Genomic DNA, 22316 nt, shown 5'->3' on the forward strand with positions numbered 1-22316 from the left:
TCCACTCCCCTTAATTTTGATTTACACTTAGCTAACGGAGAGAAGATCCATTTGGATCATTCTTTTTTAAAATTCTTCTCTTTTTTTAATTACGAGACAATAAAAAGTCAGCAAAACCCACACATACTAAGGTTCTGCTGACTTTCAAATTTTAACTATTTTTTTATAGATATGATGATATTTAGAATGTGATAATAAACTACCTTTTCCTCAATCAATTCTATATGTGTTAATCACGCCCGCTTTTTTAAGAAAAATTAATCAAACTCTTTTTTCTCCCATTCATCTTCCGGTAGTCCCAAATCCTCTCCAGAAAACCTTTCTTCTTTAAATGGATCGGCATGGTTATGAAATCCGTTTTGTTCCCAAAAACCAGGTTTGTCTTCATTGATAAATTCTATCCCTCTGATCCATTTAATACTTTTCCAGAAGTAGAGATGCGGTACAACTAACCTAAGAGGCCATCCGTGTTTTGCCGTTAATTTCTCTCCATCGACTGAGTGGGCAAGAATAACATCATCTCTCATTAAGTCAGTGAGGTGAATATTCGTTGAATAGTTATAGTCTCCATGTAGCATAACATAGTTCGTTTTCGGTACTATCCCATATGCGTTCATAAAATCCTTAATCAAAACCCCTTCAAAAGTATTATCAAACCTAGACCACCTTGTGACACAGTGAATATCACACTTTACTTTCTTCTGTGGTAAGGCAAGTATGTCGCTATAGGAAATGATCACTTCCTTATCAATTTCTCCAAATACACTTAGGTTCCATGTCGACATCTCATACACAGGTACATCACCTTCATGTAGAATAGGGAACCTTTCTGTAAGTACTTGCCCCGGTGGCAGACGATCACCATACTTTTCACTTGCATCTGGAACTTTCATTTTGCGAATACGGTCAGCTTTTTTCAAATTCTTCACAACCCGTCTCTCATTTATTGAATCGTCTAAAAAACTCTTCCTAACTAATAAGGAAGAGTTCGCTTCAGAGCTCTTCCTTATCTCTCAGAGCATAGACTCTGCTGGATTTGGCACCTTGTCTATCAGGTTGCCGGGCATCAAAGGGCCAGTCCCTCCGCCTCTCTCAATAAGGAAATTAAATAATGTAATTTTGATTCATTCTATCGGTCTATTTAGTATTTTGCAATTATTGTTTTAAACGAGATTTTTTTTCATTTCAACAAATTGAAACTCTCCCCCATTGGTTTGTTGCATAAACAGATGAGTGATTTGAAACCCAGCCCTTTGATACACTTTTATGGCTCGTTTATTAAATTCAGCTACTGCCATTCCGAAGGAAGTTGGATGATACAATTCAACTGCTTTTTGAAGGCCAGCCTCTAAAAAAGAAAAGCCTTCTCCTTTTCCAACATTATAGGGACACATTCCTAGACCAATTTCTATATGGTTGTCTTCATGCTCATGAAAACTAAAAAAACCAATAAGATGATCCCTTTGGTAAACGCTCCAATAATTTTCATTGCTGACTGCATCTTCTCGGAACTCTTTTAGATCTTCAAGATCCTCGTCCATATTATAAAATGAGTATACCCCATCATAGTTCCAGGAGATAATTCGCTCGACTGCTTCATGACTTATTAACTTAAATTGATATAACAATACTCTCCCTCATTTCTGCGCGATTGAAAAGGAAAAGCCCCATGCTGGGAAATGCATGGGGCTCACACTTTATATTTTAAGGGGGGCAGGAACCGGGGAAGTCCCTGCAAAAATAGTGTAGCAAGTTCCAAGGGCATGATGATTAATTATGAGTTGTTTTTCACATTCTTTTAATAAATGAAAAGAAGCTGGACAACTATTTATAAACCATGATTGTTTGAAGTTCTCGAAATCCAATGTCTTTATAAATGTATTTCGCGAAGTTAGAGGAATACACATTCAAACGAATTTCCTCATATCCCTGTTCTTTGAAGTTTTCAATACTCGCTTGAACCAGCTGCTTAGAATACCCTTTCCCACGAAACTTTGGAAAAACAAATACATCATAAATGAACCCATGCTTGCTTTCTGTAAAATAATCCGTGTTTTCTCCAAGTAATACCCAGCCAGCAATTTCCCCTTCGTCGCGATAAATGAGGTGGTAACCACCTCGATCCAGAATAGATGATACAATTTCGAGTGCTTTCTCTTCTTTTACGATACCAGGATTTGTCGTTCCTTCATTAACAGATTGAATGGAATTCGATAAAATAAAATCTCTTTCTTCTATCGTCGCTCGTTCGATCACATAGTTTCCCTCCATCATCAAAATCATTCATTACTCGTTTATTCTTGATGCAAGAACCTTATTCCTCCCATAAGTAAGGTGCATATTCTTACCAAATTTATTTTTTTGTTAAAGCATAGACGCATGTATCAGTTAGTTTACTGCCATCAATTGAGACATGGTCGTTTCGTAAAATAGCCTCAAGTTGAAACAATTGTTTCTCGGCAATTCGCCGACTTCGCCTATTTGTCGCATTGCAACGAATTTCTAGTCTTCTAGCGTTAAGGTTTGAAAAGGCGTAATCTACAATGCCTTGGACCGCTTCAGACATATAGCCTTGACCAGCGTATCTAGAATCAATCCAATAACCGATTTCAAATTTACGAACGTTCCAATCTATTCGATGTAACCCTGAGGAACCGATAAAATCACCCGTCTGTTTATGGAAGAGTAATAGTCGAAGATCCTCCCGCTTTAAAAACGCTACGTGAGATTCGCGGATATTCGCTTCAACGTCTTCTCCCGTTTGATCTATATGTGCGAAAGGCATCCAAGGTTTAAGCTCTTCTAACGAGGCAGCAATTGATTGATGAACCGAGACACCATCCCCAGGTAGTGGAAAACGTATATGTAAACGGTCAGTGCTAAATTTACTTGGTATATCAAATAAAATGGGTTTCATGGAACTATTCCTCCAACAACACTAAAAGATGTCAGAATTATATCATTAATGAGAAATCTGTCAAGTAATTGGTGTTTCCGCCCAATGTCCGCTACATATATTTGAAATCGAGAGACGAATTGAAGGGTCACTCACGAGGATATGGTTTTCGATATTCCGCATAATATTCATTCGCCCCTTTGAACAAGTCTTTATACATTTTCATTCCTCCTATATACTTGAGAAAATAGTTTTGAAAGGTGAGATCTATTGGATATTACAATTATACTATCATTCCTTCTTGCTGCTGTTCTTCTAACCGTTATGCCAGGACCTGACAATTTATTTGTTCTTGCTCAAAGCATCACAAAGAACAAACAGGCTGGTATCGCCACTTCTCTTGGCCTCTGTTCAGGACTACTTGTTCATATTTCCGCTGCTACCTTAGGAATTTCTGCCCTCCTTTATCAATCCTCTCTCGCCTTTTCGATTGTTAAGTTTAGCGGGGCAGCTTACTTACTTTTCATGGCATATGAAGCTTTTAAAGATAGCGGATCCGCAACTAACCCCCTAAGTCAACCTAGCAGACCTTATTTTTCTTTATATCGAAAAGGGATTGTTATGAATATTTTAAATCCAAAAATCTCTTTATTCTTTCTCGCCCTTCTTCCACAGTTTATAAATCAGCAGGCAAATTCACCTGCTCTTCAAATGTTAATTTTAGGAGGGGTTTTCATTCTACAAGCCTTTCTTATCTTTAGTGCAATAAGCTTATTTGCAGGAAAAATCGCATTCTATGTCGTAGAAAATCATGTTCTAGCTAGAAAATTCAATCTTGCAAAAGCATTATTGCTTGCTTTAATTGGTCTTCAAATAGCCTTTAGCGATCAATAAAAAAAAAGCAGCGCTTCTCATTAGAAGGCGCTGCTTTAATATTTTTTTAGTAAAATCTAAATTTACTGAGCTGTATAACCACCATCAATTAGAAGAGCTTGCCCTGTAATGCTCTTCGCTGCATCACTTGCGATAAACATTGAGTAATCAGCTATCTCTTTCACTTCAAGAAGTCTTCTTTGTGGTACAAGTGGATAGATTACTTCTTCTAGTACCTTTTCTAGCTCTACTCCGCGTTCTTTCGCTAGATCTTCCATCTGACCTCTTACGAGTGGTGTATCAACATAACCTGGTGCCATGGCATTTACTGTGATACCGTGTTCCGCACCTTCAAGTGCAGAAACCTTTGTAAGACCAATGACCCCATGCTTGGCACTATTGTAAGCCGCTTTCCCTCCGAAACCGATGACACCATTGATAGATGCCATGTTAATAATTCGCCCAAATCCTTGTTTCTTCATGATTGGAAATACATGCTTTGTTGCTATGAAAGGAGCTGTAAGCATAATATCCTGCATCATACGAAACTTCTCAGTCGGGAAGTTTTCTAATGCAGATACGTGCTGAAGTCCCGCATTATTTATTAACACGTCTAAGCGACCGTATTCTTCTACAGTACGGTCAATTGCTTGTTTAATTTCATCTTCATTTGTCACGTCTGCTTTAATACCAATAGCGTTATAACCTTTATCTCTTAGTTTCTTGGCAGCTTCTTGTGTTCCTTCTTCATTTATGTCAGATAGAACAACTTTTGCTCCATTCTCTGCGAACGTTTCACCAATTTCAAAACCAATTCCTCTAGCTGCTCCTGTAATAAATACAGTCTTGTTGTTAACCATGAATATTTCCTCCTATTGTCAATCCTAAATTAAAATTATACTGTCACACCTCTCTATTCCCGCTCCCCCTTTTAATAAACTAATCATTTTTGATTAATTTTCATAGCTCCCAATTTAAGTCACTTCATTAAAGTTTTTTTAGCCTATATTTAGATGTATTGATTTCTGGTTTATTTGAATGAAAGCTTAGTTTCAATCGCCCCATCCACATTTGGCTCAACAAAAAAATAACCTGGTGCGTTACTGCTCCAGGTTACGATTCTTATTAAAATGATCAGATGCTTCTTTATTCTTTGTGGAGCCAAGTTCCTTCCCTAATATCAAAAGTGACTGGTTAATTCTCCATATATAATAGAGGTCATTTACAAACTTTTTCAAATTTAAATCTTCATATTCAACTTTTTCTGAAAGACCTTCAATATACTCTCTTTCTTTATTTAAACTATACATCGTTAACCCTGTTTCACCTTTTAATAGTTTAAGTAAAGTATGGACATTATGTTTAATCACTTCATTAACCTCGAAAAGTGTGTTCTCTGATCCTTCTATGATAGTTGAACGGTTATTTCGATTTGTAGAAGCCAATAGATGTTTAGCAAAATAATTGATCGCTGTTAGTACAGTTAACCAGCGTTCAATCCCTGATCGGGCAAGAATAGCAGGTCGATTACGAAGCGGTCTCGCATCTTCAAGGATTTTTCGCATTTGTTCATCAATACTAAAAGCCTGATTTGTAAAATTAAAATTCTTTTCAGTATGTGAAAAGGATTCAAGATAATCCGACACATACTCATTTAATTTATTAAGAAAATCTTCCGCAGTATCTGCAACCTTTTCACGTGTAGTTTTAGGGTAGATCACTGCTGCTGCTAGAAAACCAATGAATGCTCCTGCTAACGTATCAAACACACGAGCTATTAAAATCTGTTCTGTAATCCCACCTAGGATAAAATCGTACATAATCGCGATTAGCATTGTCATCCAAAACATCATCATCGCATACGAAATGGAGAGCAAATAAAATGCCATAAAGATACAGCAAAATAATGCAATTAACTCTAAGACAAGCCTTCCTTCAAGAAGATGCGCCAGGCCAAAACCTGCAACCGCGCCGAAAATAGTTCCCAGTGACCGTTGAAAAGCTTTTTGTAACGTCATTCCAACGGTATCCGTTCCTAAAAGTACTACAAATGCAGAGAGGAGAACCCAGTACTGGTGAGTAGGTGAAAGGAAATAGCCTAAGAAAATAGCCACTACGCCTGCTACGATAGCTTGGAGCGCCTTCCTAGTGGCTGCTCTTGGTCGATTTGATTTTTCACTTTCTTGAACATTTTCTTTCTTTACTTCTTCTGGATCGTCTAATCGAACTTGTTCTTCAATATTCGCCATCCGTCTAGCTCCGAGTTCGTTTGAACTTTCAATAAGATGATTGGCAATCGACTCTATTCTCCTAATTAACCATAACCAATCTTTATTTTGATGATTAGATATTCGTAATTCGATCAGCTGATTTTTCAATTCTTCAATAACGGTCTGTGTTTGCTTTAAGTTTCCAACGATATCGTGACTTCGTAACACCTCAGCGTCTCTAATGGATTCAACAACTTTATATAGTAATTTTCTTACTTCATTATGTTCAAGTGCATGAAGTTCTTTCATCCTTTTAACTGCGGGATAAAGTGTTTCAATTAACATCTCGGCATCAAAGACGTACATTCTAAGTTGCTCAGCGTCTATACCACTCCAGACTTCTCCTGGATCAGTTGTTGTTAATTGGCTTGAAATAACCTGGGCATACTCATTAAGTTTTCTTACATCTCGCTTTAATAACAAGGCTCTATAGCGATTCGGAGTCGGATCTGATATGGCATCAAGTACGAGATCTAGCGTAAGGTTTGTTTGAATATGAAACGACTTCATACTTCGACTGAGCTGTCTTTTAGGACGATTTCTAAACAGAATAAAGTGATAAAGATACGAGTATGCTCCTCCGACAACAATTCCGAGGATAAAACCGAGCAAGTCGGATGGTTGAAGTTTCAATAAGGTTGAAAAATAGATCGATAAAAAAGCAATCATAAATAGTCCAAAATATCGAAAACCATAATGTTGTAGGTAGTAAGCAAAAAAGATCACAAGTAAAAACAAACCATCCGTAACAAATGGAATAGAGCTAAGCAATGTTCGAAGTGTTAACCAAATAATACTTGAAATTACTAACAAAAGGGCAGTGATTTTTTTCTTTTTATCTGTGTCATCATTCACAAGTAATAATGATAAAAGACTTACCACCCCAGCAAGAATAGCTGGGGTAAATGATATTCCAAGTATTGTGGTCAACCACAGCATTGTCATGACGGAAGAAAAAACGCTAATCGTTATTCTTGCTGCTTGATGTAACCTAGTCCTGCCGGGGTCTGTAGCAGCCAAACGAGACCACCAGCTTTGTATGATTGTTTTCTCGTTTTTAGTCCACATACATTAATAATAGCGAATTTTGATTCATTCTGCCAACATTGCGTATTCCAACTCTACTTTTATTTGTTGGGAAGTTAATGTTAGATCGTTCATATTGCTTATTTTCTTTTCCTCGGTATCTAGCTCTATTTAAAAAACCTTTGGAGAATGTACTCCAAAGGTTTTATTTTAAACCGTTTTTAGATCTTTTTTGGACTTGGCTTTCTTATCCGTACTACGTTGCTTTCTTGGTACTTCTTCATTAAATGATTTAATCATTCCCCAGCACGTAAATAACAGAATAATTGTAAGCGGGAAAGCACTAACGATTATAGCCGTCTGCATACTTTCAAGTCCACCCGTAATCATTAGAACGATCGCTGATGCTGATAACAAAAATCCCCAGGTAAATTTCACATAGTTCGGGGGATTCAAACTTCCATTTGTTGTTTGCATTCCAAGCACAAATGTAGCTGAATCGGCAGATGTAATAAAGAATGTAGAGATTAATAATAGTGTAACGATAGTTAAAATACCACCGAGCGGAAGTTGTTCATATAAGAAAAATAACCCCGTCTCAAGACTTTGACCTGCTATATCTGTTCCTTGAGTAAAATCAAAGAAAATACCAGATCCTCCAAATACCCCAAACCAAAATGCACAAACGACTGTTGGTACAACTGTTACGGCTATCATAAACTCTCTAATCGTTCTTCCTTTCGATACCCTTGCAATAAATGTCCCAACAAAAGGAGACCAGGCAATCCACCATGCCCAATAAAAGATTGTCCAATCTTGAATCCACGTTTCACTTTCTGCATTCATTGGAGCAAGTCTCATGCCCATAGCAAATATATTTTGAACATATTCTCCGAAAGTAGTGACAAATAAATCTAACACAAATTTTGTTGGTCCGAGAATGACAAACATGATAAGCAATAATACAGCAAGCGCCATATTAGCATTACTTAAATACCTTATCCCCCTCTTTATTCCTGTTCCTGCTGAAACAGTAAAAAGAACGGTGATAATCGCAATAATAATCAATTGAATTGTGAAATTATTAGGTATGTTTGTTAAATAACTTAAACCACCGTTAATTTGTTGAGCCCCAAGGCCTAGAGAAGCGGCGACACCAAATATTGTCGCAAAAACTGCAATAATATCTACTGTAATCCCGATAGGGCCTTTCACTTTATCTCCTAATAGTGGATAAAGCGTTGCGCTCATTAATCCCGGCGCCCCTTTTCTAAATTTATAATAAGCTAGCGCTAATGCGATGGTTGCGTATATGGCCCATGCATGGAACCCCCAATGTAAATATGTATATCGAAGGGAAAGGTGCGCGGCTTCAACCGTTCCTCCTTCACCATATGGCGGGGTAGAAAAGTGGGACATTGGTTCTGATACACCAAAGAACAATAGCCCTATTCCCATCCCGGCGCTAAAGAGCATAGCAAACCATGTGAGCCTGCTATATTCAGGCTTATCTGTATCCTTTCCTAACTTGATATGCCCAAATCGACTAAAAATCAAATAAATTGCAAATATTAAAAAGAAAGTTGCGGCAAGCTGATAAAACCAGCCAAACTGATCTAAGAAGAAATTTTGGGATACCGTCATCACCTGATTAAGGTTATCTGGCATCAGCACGCCCCAACCAACGAAGAGAATCGCAATAGCGATTCCTATCCAGAAAACGTTAGTAACTTTGTTCATTCTCTCCACTCCTACATTTATTATGTGGATCTCAAAAATATTTCAAAATAATAACCACATCGTTACTAATCATAAGCAAAACCGAACTTATTATCAAATTTTTATAAGAATTTAGTATAATATACCCCATACCGCTTTACTAAAACCCCTTCATATTCACAATGTATTTATTTTAGTATCTTGTTCTATTAATCAGCTTTTCTTTTCTCCATTTTCAAAAAAAAACAGAGGCGTATATTACGTCTCTGTTTTCTGTGATCTATAAACCTGAACTTAATATAATTTTCCCTTTAGGCGTTTCACTTGTATTATCCGGTTCAAGGGTAATCGCGACAGCATCCCAGTCGTGCTCACCTTCATAATCTACCTGATAAGCTACCTCACCTTTTCCTTCCTGATTTGGAACAAATGAGCCTGCGCGGTATGGTTTTTCACCTTCAAGTAACCAAACTTGATACACTTGATCGCCTTCAACTCCTGACACATCGTTCACTTCTACAACTAAATTCATTTTTCCATCTTCATTCATAAGCGCTGCAGATCCTGCTGAAGCTTCTGCTTCAGTTGGCTGTAGTTGTACAGCTTTGATAAGAGATGAAATTTGTTCTGAATTATCTATCTCGCCATCAGATTCGTTTATATACGTATACAAATTTCCACCAAGGGAGAGAAAAAGTGCTGCTGCTAATGCAGGCGCTACCCACTTCCTCTGTCTTGATTTTCTTTCTGTCTGCAGATCTATTACTGTATTACTCTGTTTCTCTTCTAGGTTTTCGACTTCATTGTTATCTACTTCTTCCGCCTCGCTCTCAAACACACTTGTCAGAACACGATCTTTCATTCCAGCGGGTGGTTCTTCTGGTATAGAGAGATAAGGAAGGTCACCTGTCAATTCATCCAGCTCCTTTAATTCCTCTCTGCACTCTTCACAAGATAAAAGGTGAGTTTCGAACCGTTCTTTTTCTTCTTCTGATAAGGTTTCATTAAAATAGTCAAGTAGTTGCTCACAATTTGCTTTCATCTGAGACCCCTCCTTTCTCTCTAAGACTGGTATTTAAATGTTTGAGCGCTAGCCGAATTCGGCCTTTAACAGTACCCAGAGGGAGGTCGAACTCTTCAGAGATCTTTTTGTGCGTCATTCCTTTAAAATAGAACATTTCAATTATTTTCTGTTGCTCATCTTTAAGTTTTGATACAGCTGTACGAAGTATTTGTCCTCGCTCTTTCCATTCAACCTGATCTTCCACTGAAGATTCATCACTATGAAGAGAGTCTCGTTCATCCAGTTCAAAATCTGGCTCTTTTGATTGTTTGCGGAGCAAATCAATTGCTGTATGCCGCGTCATTGTAAGGAGCCAAGAAGAGAATTTCCCTTTGTCAGCACTATACTCGGCCTTCCCTTTCCATAGCTTTATGAACACTTCTTGCATAACTTCTTCTGCAAGTCCTCCATCTTTTACAATTCGATATGAGAAAGAATATAACAACTTTTCATATCGATCGTAAAGAGATGAGAGAGCTTCTTTATCCTTTGCCTGCACCTTAACATACAGCTCGGCATCGTTAAGTTCTCTCATATCATTCTCCTTTTCATCGCAACTGACGCTAGCCTGAAGAGGCAGGAAGCTTATGTATAGCTAACGTTACTCAGTCTACTTTGGATGTGTTTTTCATAAAAAATCATCTTACCAATCCACGAAAGCGCTTTTAGTTTATAATGCCCCTCTGAAAGAAAAGCTGCAATTATACATCATTTCTGTCTTCAACACTTCTCTCAAGTATTGGATCCTTAAACCAAGGAGACTCATTCCATCCATTATTCACCAAAAAAGTTTTCTTCAAATCAGCTCCCTAAATAAACAGTTTACTGGCAGCTTTGACCAAAACTGATTTTAATATATTCACTTTCATCTCCATGCTCTAATCAACTATTTAGCATAATTTGTTTCTAGATGAAAGTATATCATAATTGTATTCTTTTCCATTGAATACACCCTCTAACTTAAAAGTTTTTTCTACCAATTCACCTCAGTTTGATTTCGCGAAACTTTTCACATGCTCCTTGTTCCTGTATGATAGGTTGGAGTAAATATTGAAGAGGTGACTTATGATGAGTAATAAAGTAGCGCTAATCACAGGTGGAACAAGAGGTATCGGTAAAGCAATAGCACGAAAATTTGCTTCCGAAGGCTACAACCTTGTTCTCAACTTTATGAGAAAGAAGAAAGATGCGGAACAAACAAAACAAGAATTAGAAAGCGAATATGGCATTACCGTACATATCGTTAAAGCAAATGTTGGTGAAGTGAAGCAAATCACTTCTTTATTTCATGAAACAGAAGAAACATTTGGTCGACTTGATGTATTTGTTAACAATGCCGCTTCAGGTGTTTTAAGACCTCTAATGGAAATAGAAGAAAGTCATTGGGATTGGACACAGAACATCAATGCTAAAGCATATCTATTTGCTGCACAAGAAGCCGCTAAAATCATGGAGAAAAATGGTGGAGGAGCGATTGTAGCCCTATCAAGTCTTGGATCAATCAGGGCACTTCCAAATTATGTTGCTGTTGGCGTATCTAAAGCATCCGTAGAAGCGATTACTCGCTATCTCGCTGTTGAATTATCACCAAAAGGAATTGTCGTGAACGCTGTTTCTGGTGGCGCTGTGGATACGGACGCTCTTAAACATTTTCCAAACAGAGAAGAATTATTAGAATCTGCTAAGGAAAGAAATCCAGCTGGACGCCTAGTAGAGCCTACAGATATGGCAGATACCGCTTATTTCTTAACAACTCCAGCAGCACGTATGATTCGTGGGCAAACGATTATTGTCGATGGTGGATTATCTTTGCTAGGTGAATAAACGTAAGGCACGACCGCGGTATTTTCTGCTGTCGTGCTTTTTTTGTCGCATCCTCGATAACAACAAGCTAAAATATCTTTCCTCACTGTATGAAACATGCTCTTTTACTTACATAAAATCAAAAAAGTACCGAATTACATGGAAATAAACAGGTGATGTGTATGCAAGACTATCCACTCTATTTAAGTAATTTCCCTCCAAAGCCTTCATTCTTCGATCGTCACCAAGTAAGAGATCCCTTTTCAGAACGGAAATTGTTAGACTACCAAGAAAGCCAGCGACGCTGATTAGAACTCCTGATAAAACTCCAAACAACGTACCAAAAGGCGTTAAATAAGGAAATAACATATAGGCTAGTGCTGTTGTGACGATAATTGCGCTTAAAAATCCTTCTAAAGTAAGATAAGGGTTGGAGGATGGAACGACTTTACGCCTGCCTAGATAAAGAGAAATAATGTAATGAACTGCATCATTTACCTGAGTTAGCAATACAAGAAATAACACTAAATTGGCTCCATAAATTGGGCTAGCTATTTGGAAATAGGCAAGGTGGCTTAGACCAAAAACCATTAGCATTAACCCCCATTGAGTCGAACTAACTGATCTTAGAAAACCTAGCGTCCCTTTTCCTATAATACGTGGAAGCGGTAGCAATAAGAAAACATAAACTGGTATAAACACAATGAACATTCCATACCAATCGATTAGGATCCAATAGAATTGGAGTGGGATAGCGACATAGGACCATAGAAAAATCCTTCTATCAGCTTTCCGAGTTTTCATCATTGAGAAATATTCTTTTAATGCGAAAAAGCTTAATATCATTAAAGAAAACAAGGAAACGATTGGGTTAAATAGTGTGGCAAGACAAAAAACAACAAACATGCCCCACCACGTTTTTACTTTTAACGATAGTCCCGTAAAGTCCTTGGTTGGCTGCTTATTCTTCGCAACAAGAAAAACAGCCTGTGCAAATAAAAGACCTATTAAAATAATTGCCAATATCCATATTGTGCTTTCCAGAAGAGGTACCTCCTTATCAATCTATTTATGTATAATGAGAGTAAACGTCAAATGTATAAGGATACCATGATGAGTCAAAAAATATATATTTTACTTTCTGATACCGGTACACTCTTTACAAAATCGATTAAGAAATATACTAAAGCTCCTTACAATCATGCATCACTTGCCTTCGATGAAGAATTAAATGATATGTATAGCTTTGGAAGAAAAAAACCTGGCAATCCTCTAAATGGCGGATTTGTGAAAGAAGATGTCCTAACGGGGACATACAGCCGATACCCCATGACGACATGCGTAATCTATGAACTCAATGTAACGGAACGTGATGTACACAAAATGAAGCGCTTGCTAAAGATATTCATTCGAAACAAACAGCGGTTTTTGTACAATATTCTCGGCGTTTTGGGGGTTTCAATAAATGAACCTATTGAGTTTAGTAATTCTTATTTTTGTTCTCAATTTGTTGCTGAAGTTCTTTATCGTTCAGGCATTCAACTTTGGGACAAGCTTCCAGCACTTGTTACTCCAGATGATTTTCGCAAATGCGAAAGGCTTTTACTAATTTACGAAGGGAAACTCTTTGATTATGAACCTATTAGAAAGCAGCTTCATAAATTTTAACGTGTATATTTAGTATGACTTTTATGATGTTTTTTCACAATAAATGAATAAAACGTGGACAGATCCCCTTAGAATCTGTCCACGTTTGGAACGATCATTAAGCTGTAAACGTTTCTGTTAGAACAGGAACGATTTGTTTCTTACGAGAAACAACGCCTTCAAGTACAGCAAGGTTTTCAATTAATGTGACATCAAAAGCCTTCTCGACTTTATTTGCTTGTTTTCCTAGTGCTAAAGCCGTTGAGTTATTAGTAAGAATGTCCGTTACAACGAGTAAGAAAAGATCAAGATCTTTAGCTTCGATCGTTTTTCTCATTTCTTCTTCAACTACATCCTGACGAGCAAGAACATCGAGAGTATCAACAACGTTGACTTGAGCTACTTCCACTTTAGAAGCTCCCATACCAAATTCTTTCGCATCAAGAGAGATCAGTTCAGCAGGCGTTTTACTGCTCATATCCGCCCCAGCCTTAAGCATTTCAAGACCATATGTTTCGGCATTTACTCCCGCTATTTCAGCAAGTTCGCTAGCCGCAGCTATATCTTCCTCCGTACATGTTGGTGATTTGAAAAGAAGAGAGTCAGAAATGATCGCAGAAAGCATAAGACCAGCTATGTTTTTATCAACCTGAACATTCTTCTCTTTGTATAACTTATTTAGAATCGTTGCTGTACAACCAACCGGCTCTGCTCTGTAATAAACAGGGTCAGCTGTTTCGAAGTTCGCAATGCGATGATGATCAATCACTTCTAGAATCCGAACATTTTCAATATCCTCTGCACTCTGTTGACGTTCGTTGTGGTCAACAAGAATAACCTCATTTGTTTCATTCGAAACGGTTTGAACCATTCGTGGAGCTTCCACATTAAATTGATCTAACGCGTATTGTGTTTCTCCATTGACTGCACCAAGGCGGACTGCCTCTACATTCATGCCAAGCTTCTTTTTTAAATCGGCATAAACGAGAGCAGAAGTGATCGTATCCGTATCAGGATTTTTATGTCCGAAAATCAATACTTTTTCCATAGTTAGACTCCTTTTAGATGAAAAGATTTATGTACTCAATACATATTGTAAAGATCTCTTACCGTAAACTCAACAGCATTTTGTATTCTTTAAATAAGAAAAGTAAGGAAACCGATTCTTTCGCATAAAGAATCGGTCACCTTATTATTATAGAGATCCTATTGACTGAGTAATCAAGCTATCCCCAGAAATCAAATCGAAAGATCGGCGAATCGTATTTTTTTTCATTAGTGTAGAAACGATAACCTCAGCTACATCATCACGTGGGATCGATCCACGTCCTAGATTCTCAGCGATTGACACCTTGCCAGTTCCTTCTTCGTTTAAAAGACCACCTGGGCGCACAATAGTATAGTCCAATGAACTTGCTTCTAACGCTTTATCAGCGTAATGTTTTGCAGCGTAGTATGGCAATAATGCCTCACTCCAATTTTCTCTGTTGTGTGCTTGAAGTGCACTCAACATCACATAACGCTTAATGCCAAGTTTTTCAGCTGCTTCGATCGTTTTTACTGCTCCATCTAGATCTACTAATAATGTTTTATCTGATCCAGTACTTCCACCAGAACCAGCAGCAAAAATAACGGCGTCGCTCCCTTTCATAGCCTCAGAAATGGTATCGACTGAGTCTTCAAGACTCGCTACTACTGATTCAATTCCGCGGTTTGCTAATTCATCCGCCTGTTCTTTCTTTCGGACCATCGCCTTTAAGGAATAGTCTTTGTTATGATCAAGAAGATTGACAACTTTTTGACCTACCTGGCCGTTTGCTCCAATAACCAGTACATTCATGAGTAAACTCTCCTTTTGGATTGTCTATCCATATTATTTCAAAATAAATTCTTAATCTCAACTAACCTGCTTGATTGTTCAATTGCGTTGACGCTTTCCCGCTATCTCTCTTCATAGAAAATACCGCGGCAGCAAGTGAAAGTAAAATAAAGGCACTTCCAACAGTGGCATTCATTTCAACTGAGCTGTTTTCAATGACAAAAGCTCCAACCGAGGAACCCATTGCAATTCCGAGGTGAAGAGCAGAATTATTCAGGCTTTGTTGAATATCAGATGATTCTGGCGCAAGTTCAATTAAATAGCTTTGTTGTGCAGGTGTGATCCCCCAGCTCAGCATACTCCAAATTACCATTATGATAAGAAAGACCGGAAAGGAGAAAGTTGAAAAGGGAATAATAAACATTGCAACAGCAAAAACCATAATCGATATAAGTATTGTTGGTCTTGTTCCAAATCGATCTGAAGCCATTCCACCTAGTCCGCCCCCGGCAACTGCAGCCACTCCAAAGATCAGATAAACAATACTTACCCAACTTCCTGATAATCCAAGTATTGTTTTGAGAAACGGCGTTAGATATCCATAAAGAGTTAGGTGACCTGTTAAAAACATTAAGGATGTTAACTGTGCTGATAATACACGGCTATCTTTCAGTGTTTGTAGCTGTTTACGAAGTGGAACTGCGGGTTTAGGCTGAATCTTCTCCATAAACAAGGTAACTCCCACCATTGATAACAGTGTGAGAACTAGGATCAAAACAAAAGGCGCTTTCCATCCAAATGCATTTCCAAGCATTAATCCAATTGGCACTCCCAAAACTAGAGAAGCACTAATCCCCATAAATACAACCCCTATAGCTCTTGCGCGATATTCCTGTTTTACTATATTGGAAGCAATGGTGACACATAGCACAACAAGAAGAGAACCACTTGCCGCTGAGATAATTCTCGCTGTCATTAACAGACTAAACGTTGTACTAATGACTGCGATTAGATTCCCTATTAAAAAAATAACGAGTGAGAATAGCATCAAGTTTTTCCGTTCTATTTTTGCAGTTACAGAAAGTAGAACTGGACCCATTAATGCAAATACGATAGAAAAAACACTAATTAATAAACCTGTCTTCCCTAAACTTATTTGAAGATCTTCTGCTACCAGATCAAGAATTCCTCCTATAATTAATTCCACCATTCCTACTACAAATGAAACAATCGTAAGTAAGTAAACACGTTTATTCATTACTTCTTGCACCCCTCTTACTAAGTTACCACTAAAAGAGTAACTCTTTTTAGAATGGAAGGCAATAGGTAAATGAAGGACGCTTTTGACTGGTCAGTTGATGTGCTATCATTATAGAAAAGATTAGATGAAGCAAGGAGAATCGATACATGCTGCAAGAGTTTGGATTTACTCAATATGAAAGTCAAGTCTATGAAGCGCTGATTACAATAGATGAAGCACTGGATGCCACGACTATTGTAAAACGTTCTGGTGTCCCTCGTTCCAAGGTTTATGACGTTATCCGTCGTATGATTGAGAAAGGGATGGTGTTAGAATCAACCACTGAGAAAAAAAGACTTTATACCGCTCTTCCAATTGATTCAGCGATCACCAAGCTTAAAAGTGATTTCAACGAAAGTATTACACAATTGAAATCAATTCAAACTCGTAAGAAGCAAGCAGATGATCGCGTTTGGACACTTAAAGAAGATCAGTCGATTCATTCCCTTGTCTCAGAGTTACTTCAACAATCATCGAGCTCTATTATCTTTTCGGGCTGGGCCGATGATATCGAGCAACACCTCTCCTTGCTTGCGGAAAAAGAAGCTGAAGGCGTTATCGTTGAGTTACATTCAATTGGAGAGATAGATTCTAATCTTAAAAACGTAACAACTTTAATTCCCGACAGCGCTCACCAAAAGTTAGAGCGGAGTCGTATTGTTATAGTAGATAATGAGGACGTTTTATTTGCCGGAATCGAAGATACAAGCTGGCAGGCGATTCACACCAAATCAAGACCATTAGTTACCTTTTTCACAGAGTTCTTCTATCATGATATTGCATTAACTGAAATTACTAGAAAATTTGGGTCTTCAATGATGGAAGATCCTCATTTAAGAGAGCTATTATTGAAATTACGTTATTAGGCCAAGCTTATCTTTTTATCATTTTAACTTTCATTAGTAGAAAAGTTCTCACGCTATCTTATATGATCTTTAGAAAGAATCTCAATTGTTAGAAGGTATATTAGCTTATATGATAAACCCCCAAAATTTCACCTATTCTATTGGATATCCAACAACGTTCATTAACTTACTGTTAACAAAAAACACCCTTCTCCTTTGGAAGGGTGTTACAGATAACACTTATTTTGCTTTAAGTATTTCCTCATTTTTCTTTCCTAGCTTCATTTCCAATTCTTCTCTCAGAAGCGCCATTCCTTCTGGACTAAGAACAATGCTTCCATTTCCAAATGTTTGATTTTCGTCTAATATCTCTCCAGTAACCATACATGCCATATCTGCCTGATACTTTTGTAAGACCACCCTGTTTTCACTTGTGAAGATTTCAATTGGATCTTTCACGTTAATATCTAAAGTTCGTCGGAGTTCTTTTGGAATGACAATTCGGCCTAGTTCATCAATTTTTCTAACCACACCAGTACTCTTCATTCTCATTCCTCCCTTTCGTTTTAACGAACAAGCGATGGTTTCTTTAATCATAATACCGTCGATCGTATTATGCAATACATATTGCGCCAAAATTCTGCAAATTTACTTTTTATTTTATCTTTTGGTAGATTTCTCGTGTATTGAAAAAGAAATTCAATGAACAGAATCAGAATTTCATCAAGATACCTTACTACTCTTATTGAAAGTTATTTAAAACGAGACCTATTCTTCCTCTCCACCCTCTCCACCTTATCGTTAACTTAAAACGTTATCATGACCTCCTCCCTTTGACTAAACTTCAAAATTCATGCGTATTAAATAGTTGCAAAAACCATAGTTTAGAGGGTAAACTAATAATGTTTAGAGGGTAAACTAGTGGAGGAATGGTAAATGAATAAGAAGTTATGTGAAGCCGTTGAGCTTTTCGAAGAAGTGATCATGTATGGAACAGAACGAATTATTCGTTCTTTTGAGCATCAACTATTTGAAGAATATTCTTCAGAGCAGCTTCAGATGCTTCAAATTATTTCTAAATCAGGTCGTATTTCACCTGGGAAGCTCGCTTCTTTACAAGGTGTTCACAAAAGCGCTATATCAAACCGTTATAAAAAACTTGAGATGAAAGGACTCGTGGTCACAGTTGATTCCGAAGAGGACCTAAGAGGGAAATCGATTACGCTTACTGAAAAAGGAAATGACGTTGTCGACTTATTTGATAAAGTGATCTATGAACATGTCGAGAAAATCGTTTTAAACGATTTTCATGAAGAGGAAATCGATGAATTCCTGCGTATTTTCCGCAAGTTAAGTTCAATTTTAAAAGCAGAAGGAGATGCAAAATGAGACAAATTTTAAAATTCAAATGGCCAATTGCCATTGCACTTATTGCTCTAACAGCCGTTCTATTTGTTTTATCCCCTAACCTTACGAAACAGGCTGAAGATGCTGGAACCTTTCAATTACCTGAAAATGCAGATTCAAAAATAGCCGCAGACATTCTTGAGGAAGCTGGTGCGGGCGATGAAACCATTTCACTTGTCTTCACCTTCGATGAACCAGTAAATGAGGACTCTAAAGAAAAAGTTTCTTCAATTGCTGAAGAAATTGCTGAAGAAGGTTCACTCATAAAAGAAGTACTCGATCCATTTGAAAGTGAAGAGATGTCTGATCAACTTGTTTCAGAAGACGAACAAACCATCCTTCTTCCCATTACAGTCGATGGAACAGACGATGAAGTGAATGAACTCGCCAATCATATTCGTCAGGATCTAATTCCAGACAATACGACCGCTTATCTTACAGGTGAATCCATTATTAATCACGATGTGAATGAAAGTGCTCAAAAAGGACTTGAACGTACTGAAATCATTACTGTTGTGTTGATTTTCGTTCTACTTTTGGCCGTTTTTCGTTCGATTACAACCCCTTTCATTCCTTTACTTGCAGTAGGGGTTACGTATCTCCTAAGTCAATCAATTGTAGCTTTTTTAATTGATTGGATCGGCTTTCCTGTATCCAACTATACTCAGATTTTTCTCGTTGCCGTCCTGTTCGGGATTGGAACAGACTATTGTATCCTCCTCTTAAGCAGATATAAAGAAGAATTAACTGAGGGACATTCTGTAGAAGATGCGATTGTGAATACTTACAAAACAGCAGGCCGTACCTTATTAATTAGTGGATTAGCTGTATTCATCGGTTTCGCAGCGATTGGCTTTGCAGACTTCCCGATATTTAAATCAGCTGTTGGGGTTGCTGTAGGAATCGCGATTCTTATGCTCGTCCTGTTTACGCTTGTGCCATTCTTTATGGCCTTATTAAAAGATAAGTTGTTCTGGCCTTCAAAGAAATCAGCGTCACACAAAGATAGTAAACTGTGGACTTCGTTTGGTCGTTTCTCTATTAACAAGCCCATTTGGTCTATGCTCGTTGTCGCTGTTATTATGGTTCCACTACTTTTCACTTACGACGATCAACTGTCGTTTAATACAGTAAACGAGATTGGTAGTGACTATGAATCTGTTAAAGGATTAAATGCAATTGAGGAAGGATTCGGCCAAGGTGATTCACTTCCGGTAAAAGTGATCATTCAGAAGGATCAAGATATTGTTACAGAAGATTATCTTCCTTATATCGAAACAATTAGTAAAGAAATTGAGAAAAATGATAACGTTGATTCCGTTAGGTCCATTACAAGACCAGCAGGAGATGTGATTGATGATCTTTATGTTGATTCACAACTTGCACAAGTTGGGGATGGGCTCAACGAAGCAACGAATGGCATCGATGATGTTCAAAACGGCCTAACCGAAGTTCAAAATGGATTGGATAATATTAGTAACCAAATTCCTTCTAGCAGCAACGCTGGTGGACTTGAAGAAGCCGTAAATGGACTGGGGCAAATTAACGATCAACTTGGCTCTATTTCCGCTGGGCTTCAACAATCGCAAAATGTTGCTGCTGCTTCCGAACAGCTTGGGCAGGTGCAACAACAGCTCGGACAAATCCAACAGGGCCTCGCTGGCGCTTCTTCGGATCTACAAGGTCAGGCTGGTCAGACGTCTGAGCTAAGCGGTGGCATTACTGAACTATCTAAAGGTGTGGGTTCATCCATTGATGGCCTTGATGAAATAAAGAACGGCTTACAAGATGCTGCTGACATCGTGACCGATATGGGTAATTCGAAAGCTCTTCGGAATACAGGTGTATTTATTCCAGATGGAACCCTTGAAGACGAAGAATTTGAGCCTGCCATCGATCGCTATGCCTTCGATGAACAAAAAGCGGTTACACTTGAAGTTATTTTAAAGAAAGACCCTTATTCTACGGAAGCTATTGATACTGTAAGAGAAATTAAAGAAACGGTATCACGAACGATTGACGGTACGCCGCTTGAAGATGCAACTGTCGCTTATAACGGCGTAGCAAGTATTAACAGTGACCTATCTGACATTTCAACAAGTGATTTTACTAGAACAGTCATTATCATGCTTGTCGGTTTGTTTATTATTCTAACACTCCTTTTCCGCTCCATGATCATGCCACTTGTTATGATTGGTTCGCTGTTACTCACATACTTTACGTCAATGGCGATATCGGAGTTAATTTTTATTAATCTACTAGGCTATGATGGCATCACATGGGCAGTTCCATTCTTTGGATTTGTAATGTTAATTGCACTAGGTGTCGACTATTCCATCTTCCTACTCGACCGTTTTAACGAAGAAGCTTCCATTGGGATTAGGGAAGCAATGCATCGCTCTATGGCAAAAATGGGTACGGTAGTCATCACGGCCGCTATTATCCTAGCCGGTACATTCGGGGCCATGATGCCTTCAGGCGTTCTTAGCTTAATGCAAATTGCGACCATTGTCATTACTGGCTTACTTCTTTACGGTCTAATCGTTCTACCACTTCTAATTCCTGCTGTTGTTGTCTCATTCGGTAAAGGGATTTGGTGGCCTTTTAAATCTAAAAAATAATCATCCACATTTTCATCGATCAAAAAGGCTCAGAGCGTATCGCTCTGAGCCTTTTCAAATAGAAGCAACATTGTTTATCACTACTTAATCTACATAACACCCTATTTCAATTCCGTAATATTCAAAATATAGTCTCTCAAAAATAGAAATCATCCTATAAAAACAGCTACTATAGCTCATGCCTTCGACTGTCCACGCTGTCGCTAGTACGGCATGACAATATCCCCACAAAAAGAATCGCTCTAGATTCAGGTTCAGTTCATTTGTTAAAATTTCTATCCGCTTTTTCGTTACTTCATAAACCCCTTTATCAGGAAGACGATTTAAAAGAAACTGGATCAAATCATACTCTACTTCACCTATTAATCCCTTTGGATCAATCGCAACCCAATCTCCCTGTTCTGAAGCCAGTACATTATAATGATGAAAGTCTCCATGAAGCAACTTATACTGAGCGATTGTTTGATTCAGCTTAGCAAAAATGCTTAGTGCATTTACGAGCACATGTTGGGAAAGCGGACCGTATCCTTTCTCATTACGATTGACCGTATCTCGAAGCTCCTCTTCCCTTGCTCTCGTCGTTTGAATTCGAGTGTTTCTTGGAGCAGGAAGGGAAAGCCTTTGAACAACTTGCGCTGCTAAATAACAGGCTGTTTCGTCATCCTCTATTTCAGCTAACGTATATCCAGGTGACAATTTCTCTAAAATGAGAATTCCCTTTTCTATTTCATAGTCAAGGACCTTCACTATCCCGTGATGTTTAAATAAACGTAGTGATTCTAGCTCATTAAGAAAGTCAGCTCCTGGTATACAAATTTTCACCACTATTTCTTTTCCGTTCCTAAGCTTAGCAGGGGCAACATAATTAATAGAGAGACGGTAAGGGTTTTCCATTTTCATTGACCATTTTTGTTCACAGTAATGGATGATTCCAGGTAACTCCTGTAGCCATGCTTCTCCTTCTTCCTTACAATAAAGACGAACCAATTGCACAAACTGCTTTTGAAACTTCACCTTGCACCTCCTA

21 protein-coding genes and 1 riboswitch are annotated in these 22316 nt (G+C 38.0%); of the genes, 6 read left to right on the forward strand and 15 right to left on the reverse strand.

Going from position 1 to position 22316, the window contains the following annotated elements; all coding sequences use genetic code 11:
* Nucleotides 1-257: 257 nt before the first annotated feature.
* The 4 genes from ABVF21_RS16675 to ABVF21_RS16690 form a co-directional block, all read right to left on the reverse strand.
* On the reverse strand, nucleotides 258-920 hold the full coding sequence (locus tag ABVF21_RS16675; protein ID WP_303531131.1) for a sulfite oxidase-like oxidoreductase: 663 nt from the start codon (nucleotides 918-920) through the stop codon (nucleotides 258-260).
* An 83-nt stretch (nucleotides 921-1003) separates the two neighbouring features.
* Nucleotides 1004-1102: riboswitch (SAM riboswitch) on the reverse strand.
* A 61-nt stretch (nucleotides 1103-1163) separates the two neighbouring features.
* On the reverse strand, nucleotides 1164-1628 hold the full coding sequence (locus ABVF21_RS16680; protein ID WP_371018622.1) for a GNAT family N-acetyltransferase: 465 nt from the start codon (nucleotides 1626-1628) through the stop codon (nucleotides 1164-1166).
* Between the two features lie 196 nt (nucleotides 1629-1824).
* A complete protein-coding gene (locus tag ABVF21_RS16685) occupies nucleotides 1825-2256 on the reverse strand; it encodes a GNAT family N-acetyltransferase (protein WP_194222332.1) in 432 nt (143 codons plus the stop codon).
* Nucleotides 2257-2353: 97 nt separating this feature from the next.
* On the reverse strand, nucleotides 2354-2917 hold the full coding sequence (locus ABVF21_RS16690; protein WP_371018623.1) for a GNAT family N-acetyltransferase: 564 nt from the start codon (nucleotides 2915-2917) through the stop codon (nucleotides 2354-2356).
* 249 nt (nucleotides 2918-3166) lie between these two features.
* On the opposite strand from ABVF21_RS16690, the gene ABVF21_RS16695 reads away from it, so the two are divergent.
* Nucleotides 3167-3790, forward strand: coding sequence for a LysE family translocator (locus ABVF21_RS16695; RefSeq protein WP_371018624.1), 624 nt, complete (start codon nucleotides 3167-3169; stop codon nucleotides 3788-3790).
* A gap of 62 nt (nucleotides 3791-3852) precedes the next feature.
* Here the strand turns inward: ABVF21_RS16695 and ABVF21_RS16700 are convergent, their stop codons facing one another.
* The 5 genes from ABVF21_RS16700 to ABVF21_RS16720 all read right to left on the reverse strand — a co-directional run bounded on the left by ABVF21_RS16700 (nucleotide 3853) and on the right by ABVF21_RS16720 (nucleotide 10382).
* Complete coding sequence (locus ABVF21_RS16700) at nucleotides 3853-4629, reverse strand: 3-hydroxybutyrate dehydrogenase (protein ID WP_303530834.1); 777 nt, start codon at nucleotides 4627-4629, stop codon at nucleotides 3853-3855.
* Nucleotides 4630-4869: 240 nt separating this feature from the next.
* On the reverse strand, nucleotides 4870-7059 hold the full coding sequence (locus tag ABVF21_RS16705; RefSeq protein ID WP_371018625.1) for an FUSC family protein: 2190 nt from the start codon (nucleotides 7057-7059) through the stop codon (nucleotides 4870-4872).
* Between the two features lie 216 nt (nucleotides 7060-7275).
* A complete protein-coding gene (locus ABVF21_RS16710) occupies nucleotides 7276-8805 on the reverse strand; it encodes a glycine betaine uptake BCCT transporter (protein WP_371018626.1) in 1530 nt (509 codons plus the stop codon).
* Between the two features lie 259 nt (nucleotides 8806-9064).
* Nucleotides 9065-9826 carry an anti-sigma factor domain-containing protein gene (locus ABVF21_RS16715; RefSeq protein ID WP_303530830.1) on the reverse strand — a complete coding sequence of 254 codons (762 nt, stop codon included), beginning with the start codon at nucleotides 9824-9826 and terminating at the stop codon, nucleotides 9065-9067.
* Nucleotides 9810-10382: an RNA polymerase sigma factor gene (locus ABVF21_RS16720; RefSeq protein ID WP_194222029.1), complete on the reverse strand. Its 573-nt coding sequence runs from the start codon at nucleotides 10380-10382 to the stop codon at nucleotides 9810-9812. Before ABVF21_RS16720 ends, ABVF21_RS16715 begins: the two co-directional genes overlap by 17 nt.
* A 530-nt stretch (nucleotides 10383-10912) precedes the next feature.
* On the opposite strand from ABVF21_RS16720, the gene fabL reads away from it, so the two are divergent.
* Nucleotides 10913-11671 carry an enoyl-[acyl-carrier-protein] reductase FabL gene (fabL, locus tag ABVF21_RS16725; RefSeq protein WP_303530829.1) on the forward strand — a complete coding sequence of 253 codons (759 nt, stop codon included), beginning with the start codon at nucleotides 10913-10915 and terminating at the stop codon, nucleotides 11669-11671.
* Nucleotides 11672-11779: 108 nt separating this feature from the next.
* Here fabL and ABVF21_RS16730 read toward each other — a convergent pair whose 3' ends face one another.
* The gene (locus ABVF21_RS16730) at nucleotides 11780-12667 is read right to left on the reverse strand and encodes a phosphatidate cytidylyltransferase (RefSeq protein WP_371018652.1); all 888 of its coding nucleotides are present in this window, start codon (nucleotides 12665-12667) and stop codon (nucleotides 11780-11782) included.
* Between the two features lie 96 nt (nucleotides 12668-12763).
* On the opposite strand from ABVF21_RS16730, the gene ABVF21_RS16735 reads away from it, so the two are divergent.
* Complete coding sequence (locus ABVF21_RS16735) at nucleotides 12764-13318, forward strand: hypothetical protein (protein WP_303530827.1); 555 nt, start codon at nucleotides 12764-12766, stop codon at nucleotides 13316-13318.
* Between the two features lie 97 nt (nucleotides 13319-13415).
* Here the strand turns inward: ABVF21_RS16735 and ABVF21_RS16740 are convergent, their stop codons facing one another.
* From ABVF21_RS16740 to ABVF21_RS16750, 3 genes are all read right to left on the reverse strand, one after another.
* Nucleotides 13416-14345: a manganese-dependent inorganic pyrophosphatase gene (locus ABVF21_RS16740; RefSeq protein WP_303530825.1), complete on the reverse strand. Its 930-nt coding sequence runs from the start codon at nucleotides 14343-14345 to the stop codon at nucleotides 13416-13418.
* A gap of 147 nt (nucleotides 14346-14492) precedes the next feature.
* Nucleotides 14493-15137, reverse strand: coding sequence for an SDR family oxidoreductase (locus ABVF21_RS16745; RefSeq protein ID WP_303530823.1), 645 nt, complete (start codon nucleotides 15135-15137; stop codon nucleotides 14493-14495).
* Between the two features lie 61 nt (nucleotides 15138-15198).
* Nucleotides 15199-16374 (reverse strand): MFS transporter, encoded by a 1176-nt coding sequence (locus ABVF21_RS16750; RefSeq protein WP_303530821.1) that lies wholly within the window; start codon nucleotides 16372-16374, stop codon nucleotides 15199-15201.
* Between the two features lie 149 nt (nucleotides 16375-16523).
* On the opposite strand from ABVF21_RS16750, the gene ABVF21_RS16755 reads away from it, so the two are divergent.
* Nucleotides 16524-17282 carry a TrmB family transcriptional regulator gene (locus ABVF21_RS16755; RefSeq protein WP_371018627.1) on the forward strand — a complete coding sequence of 253 codons (759 nt, stop codon included), beginning with the start codon at nucleotides 16524-16526 and terminating at the stop codon, nucleotides 17280-17282.
* A gap of 219 nt (nucleotides 17283-17501) precedes the next feature.
* Here the strand turns inward: ABVF21_RS16755 and ABVF21_RS16760 are convergent, their stop codons facing one another.
* Complete coding sequence (locus tag ABVF21_RS16760) at nucleotides 17502-17807, reverse strand: AbrB/MazE/SpoVT family DNA-binding domain-containing protein (RefSeq protein WP_303530817.1); 306 nt, start codon at nucleotides 17805-17807, stop codon at nucleotides 17502-17504.
* Nucleotides 17808-18197: 390 nt separating this feature from the next.
* Between ABVF21_RS16760 and ABVF21_RS16765 the strand changes: the two genes are divergently transcribed.
* Together ABVF21_RS16765 and ABVF21_RS16770 are read left to right on the forward strand one after the other, a co-directional pair.
* The gene (locus ABVF21_RS16765; RefSeq protein WP_194222037.1) at nucleotides 18198-18650 is read left to right on the forward strand and encodes a MarR family winged helix-turn-helix transcriptional regulator; all 453 of its coding nucleotides are present in this window, start codon (nucleotides 18198-18200) and stop codon (nucleotides 18648-18650) included.
* Entirely contained in the window at nucleotides 18647-21289 is a 2643-nt protein-coding gene (locus tag ABVF21_RS16770) for an MMPL family transporter (protein ID WP_371018628.1), read from the forward strand. The genes ABVF21_RS16765 and ABVF21_RS16770 overlap by 4 nt, the downstream gene beginning before the upstream one ends.
* 84 nt (nucleotides 21290-21373) lie before the next feature.
* Here ABVF21_RS16770 and ABVF21_RS16775 read toward each other — a convergent pair whose 3' ends face one another.
* Entirely contained in the window at nucleotides 21374-22303 is a 930-nt protein-coding gene (locus ABVF21_RS16775; RefSeq protein WP_303530812.1) for an aminoglycoside phosphotransferase family protein, read from the reverse strand.
* Nucleotides 22304-22316: the final 13 nt, after the last annotated feature.

Source organism: Pseudalkalibacillus sp. JSM 102089 (genome assembly GCF_041366475.1).
GTDB lineage: Bacteria > Bacillota > Bacilli > Bacillales > Guptibacillaceae > Guptibacillus > Guptibacillus hwajinpoensis_B.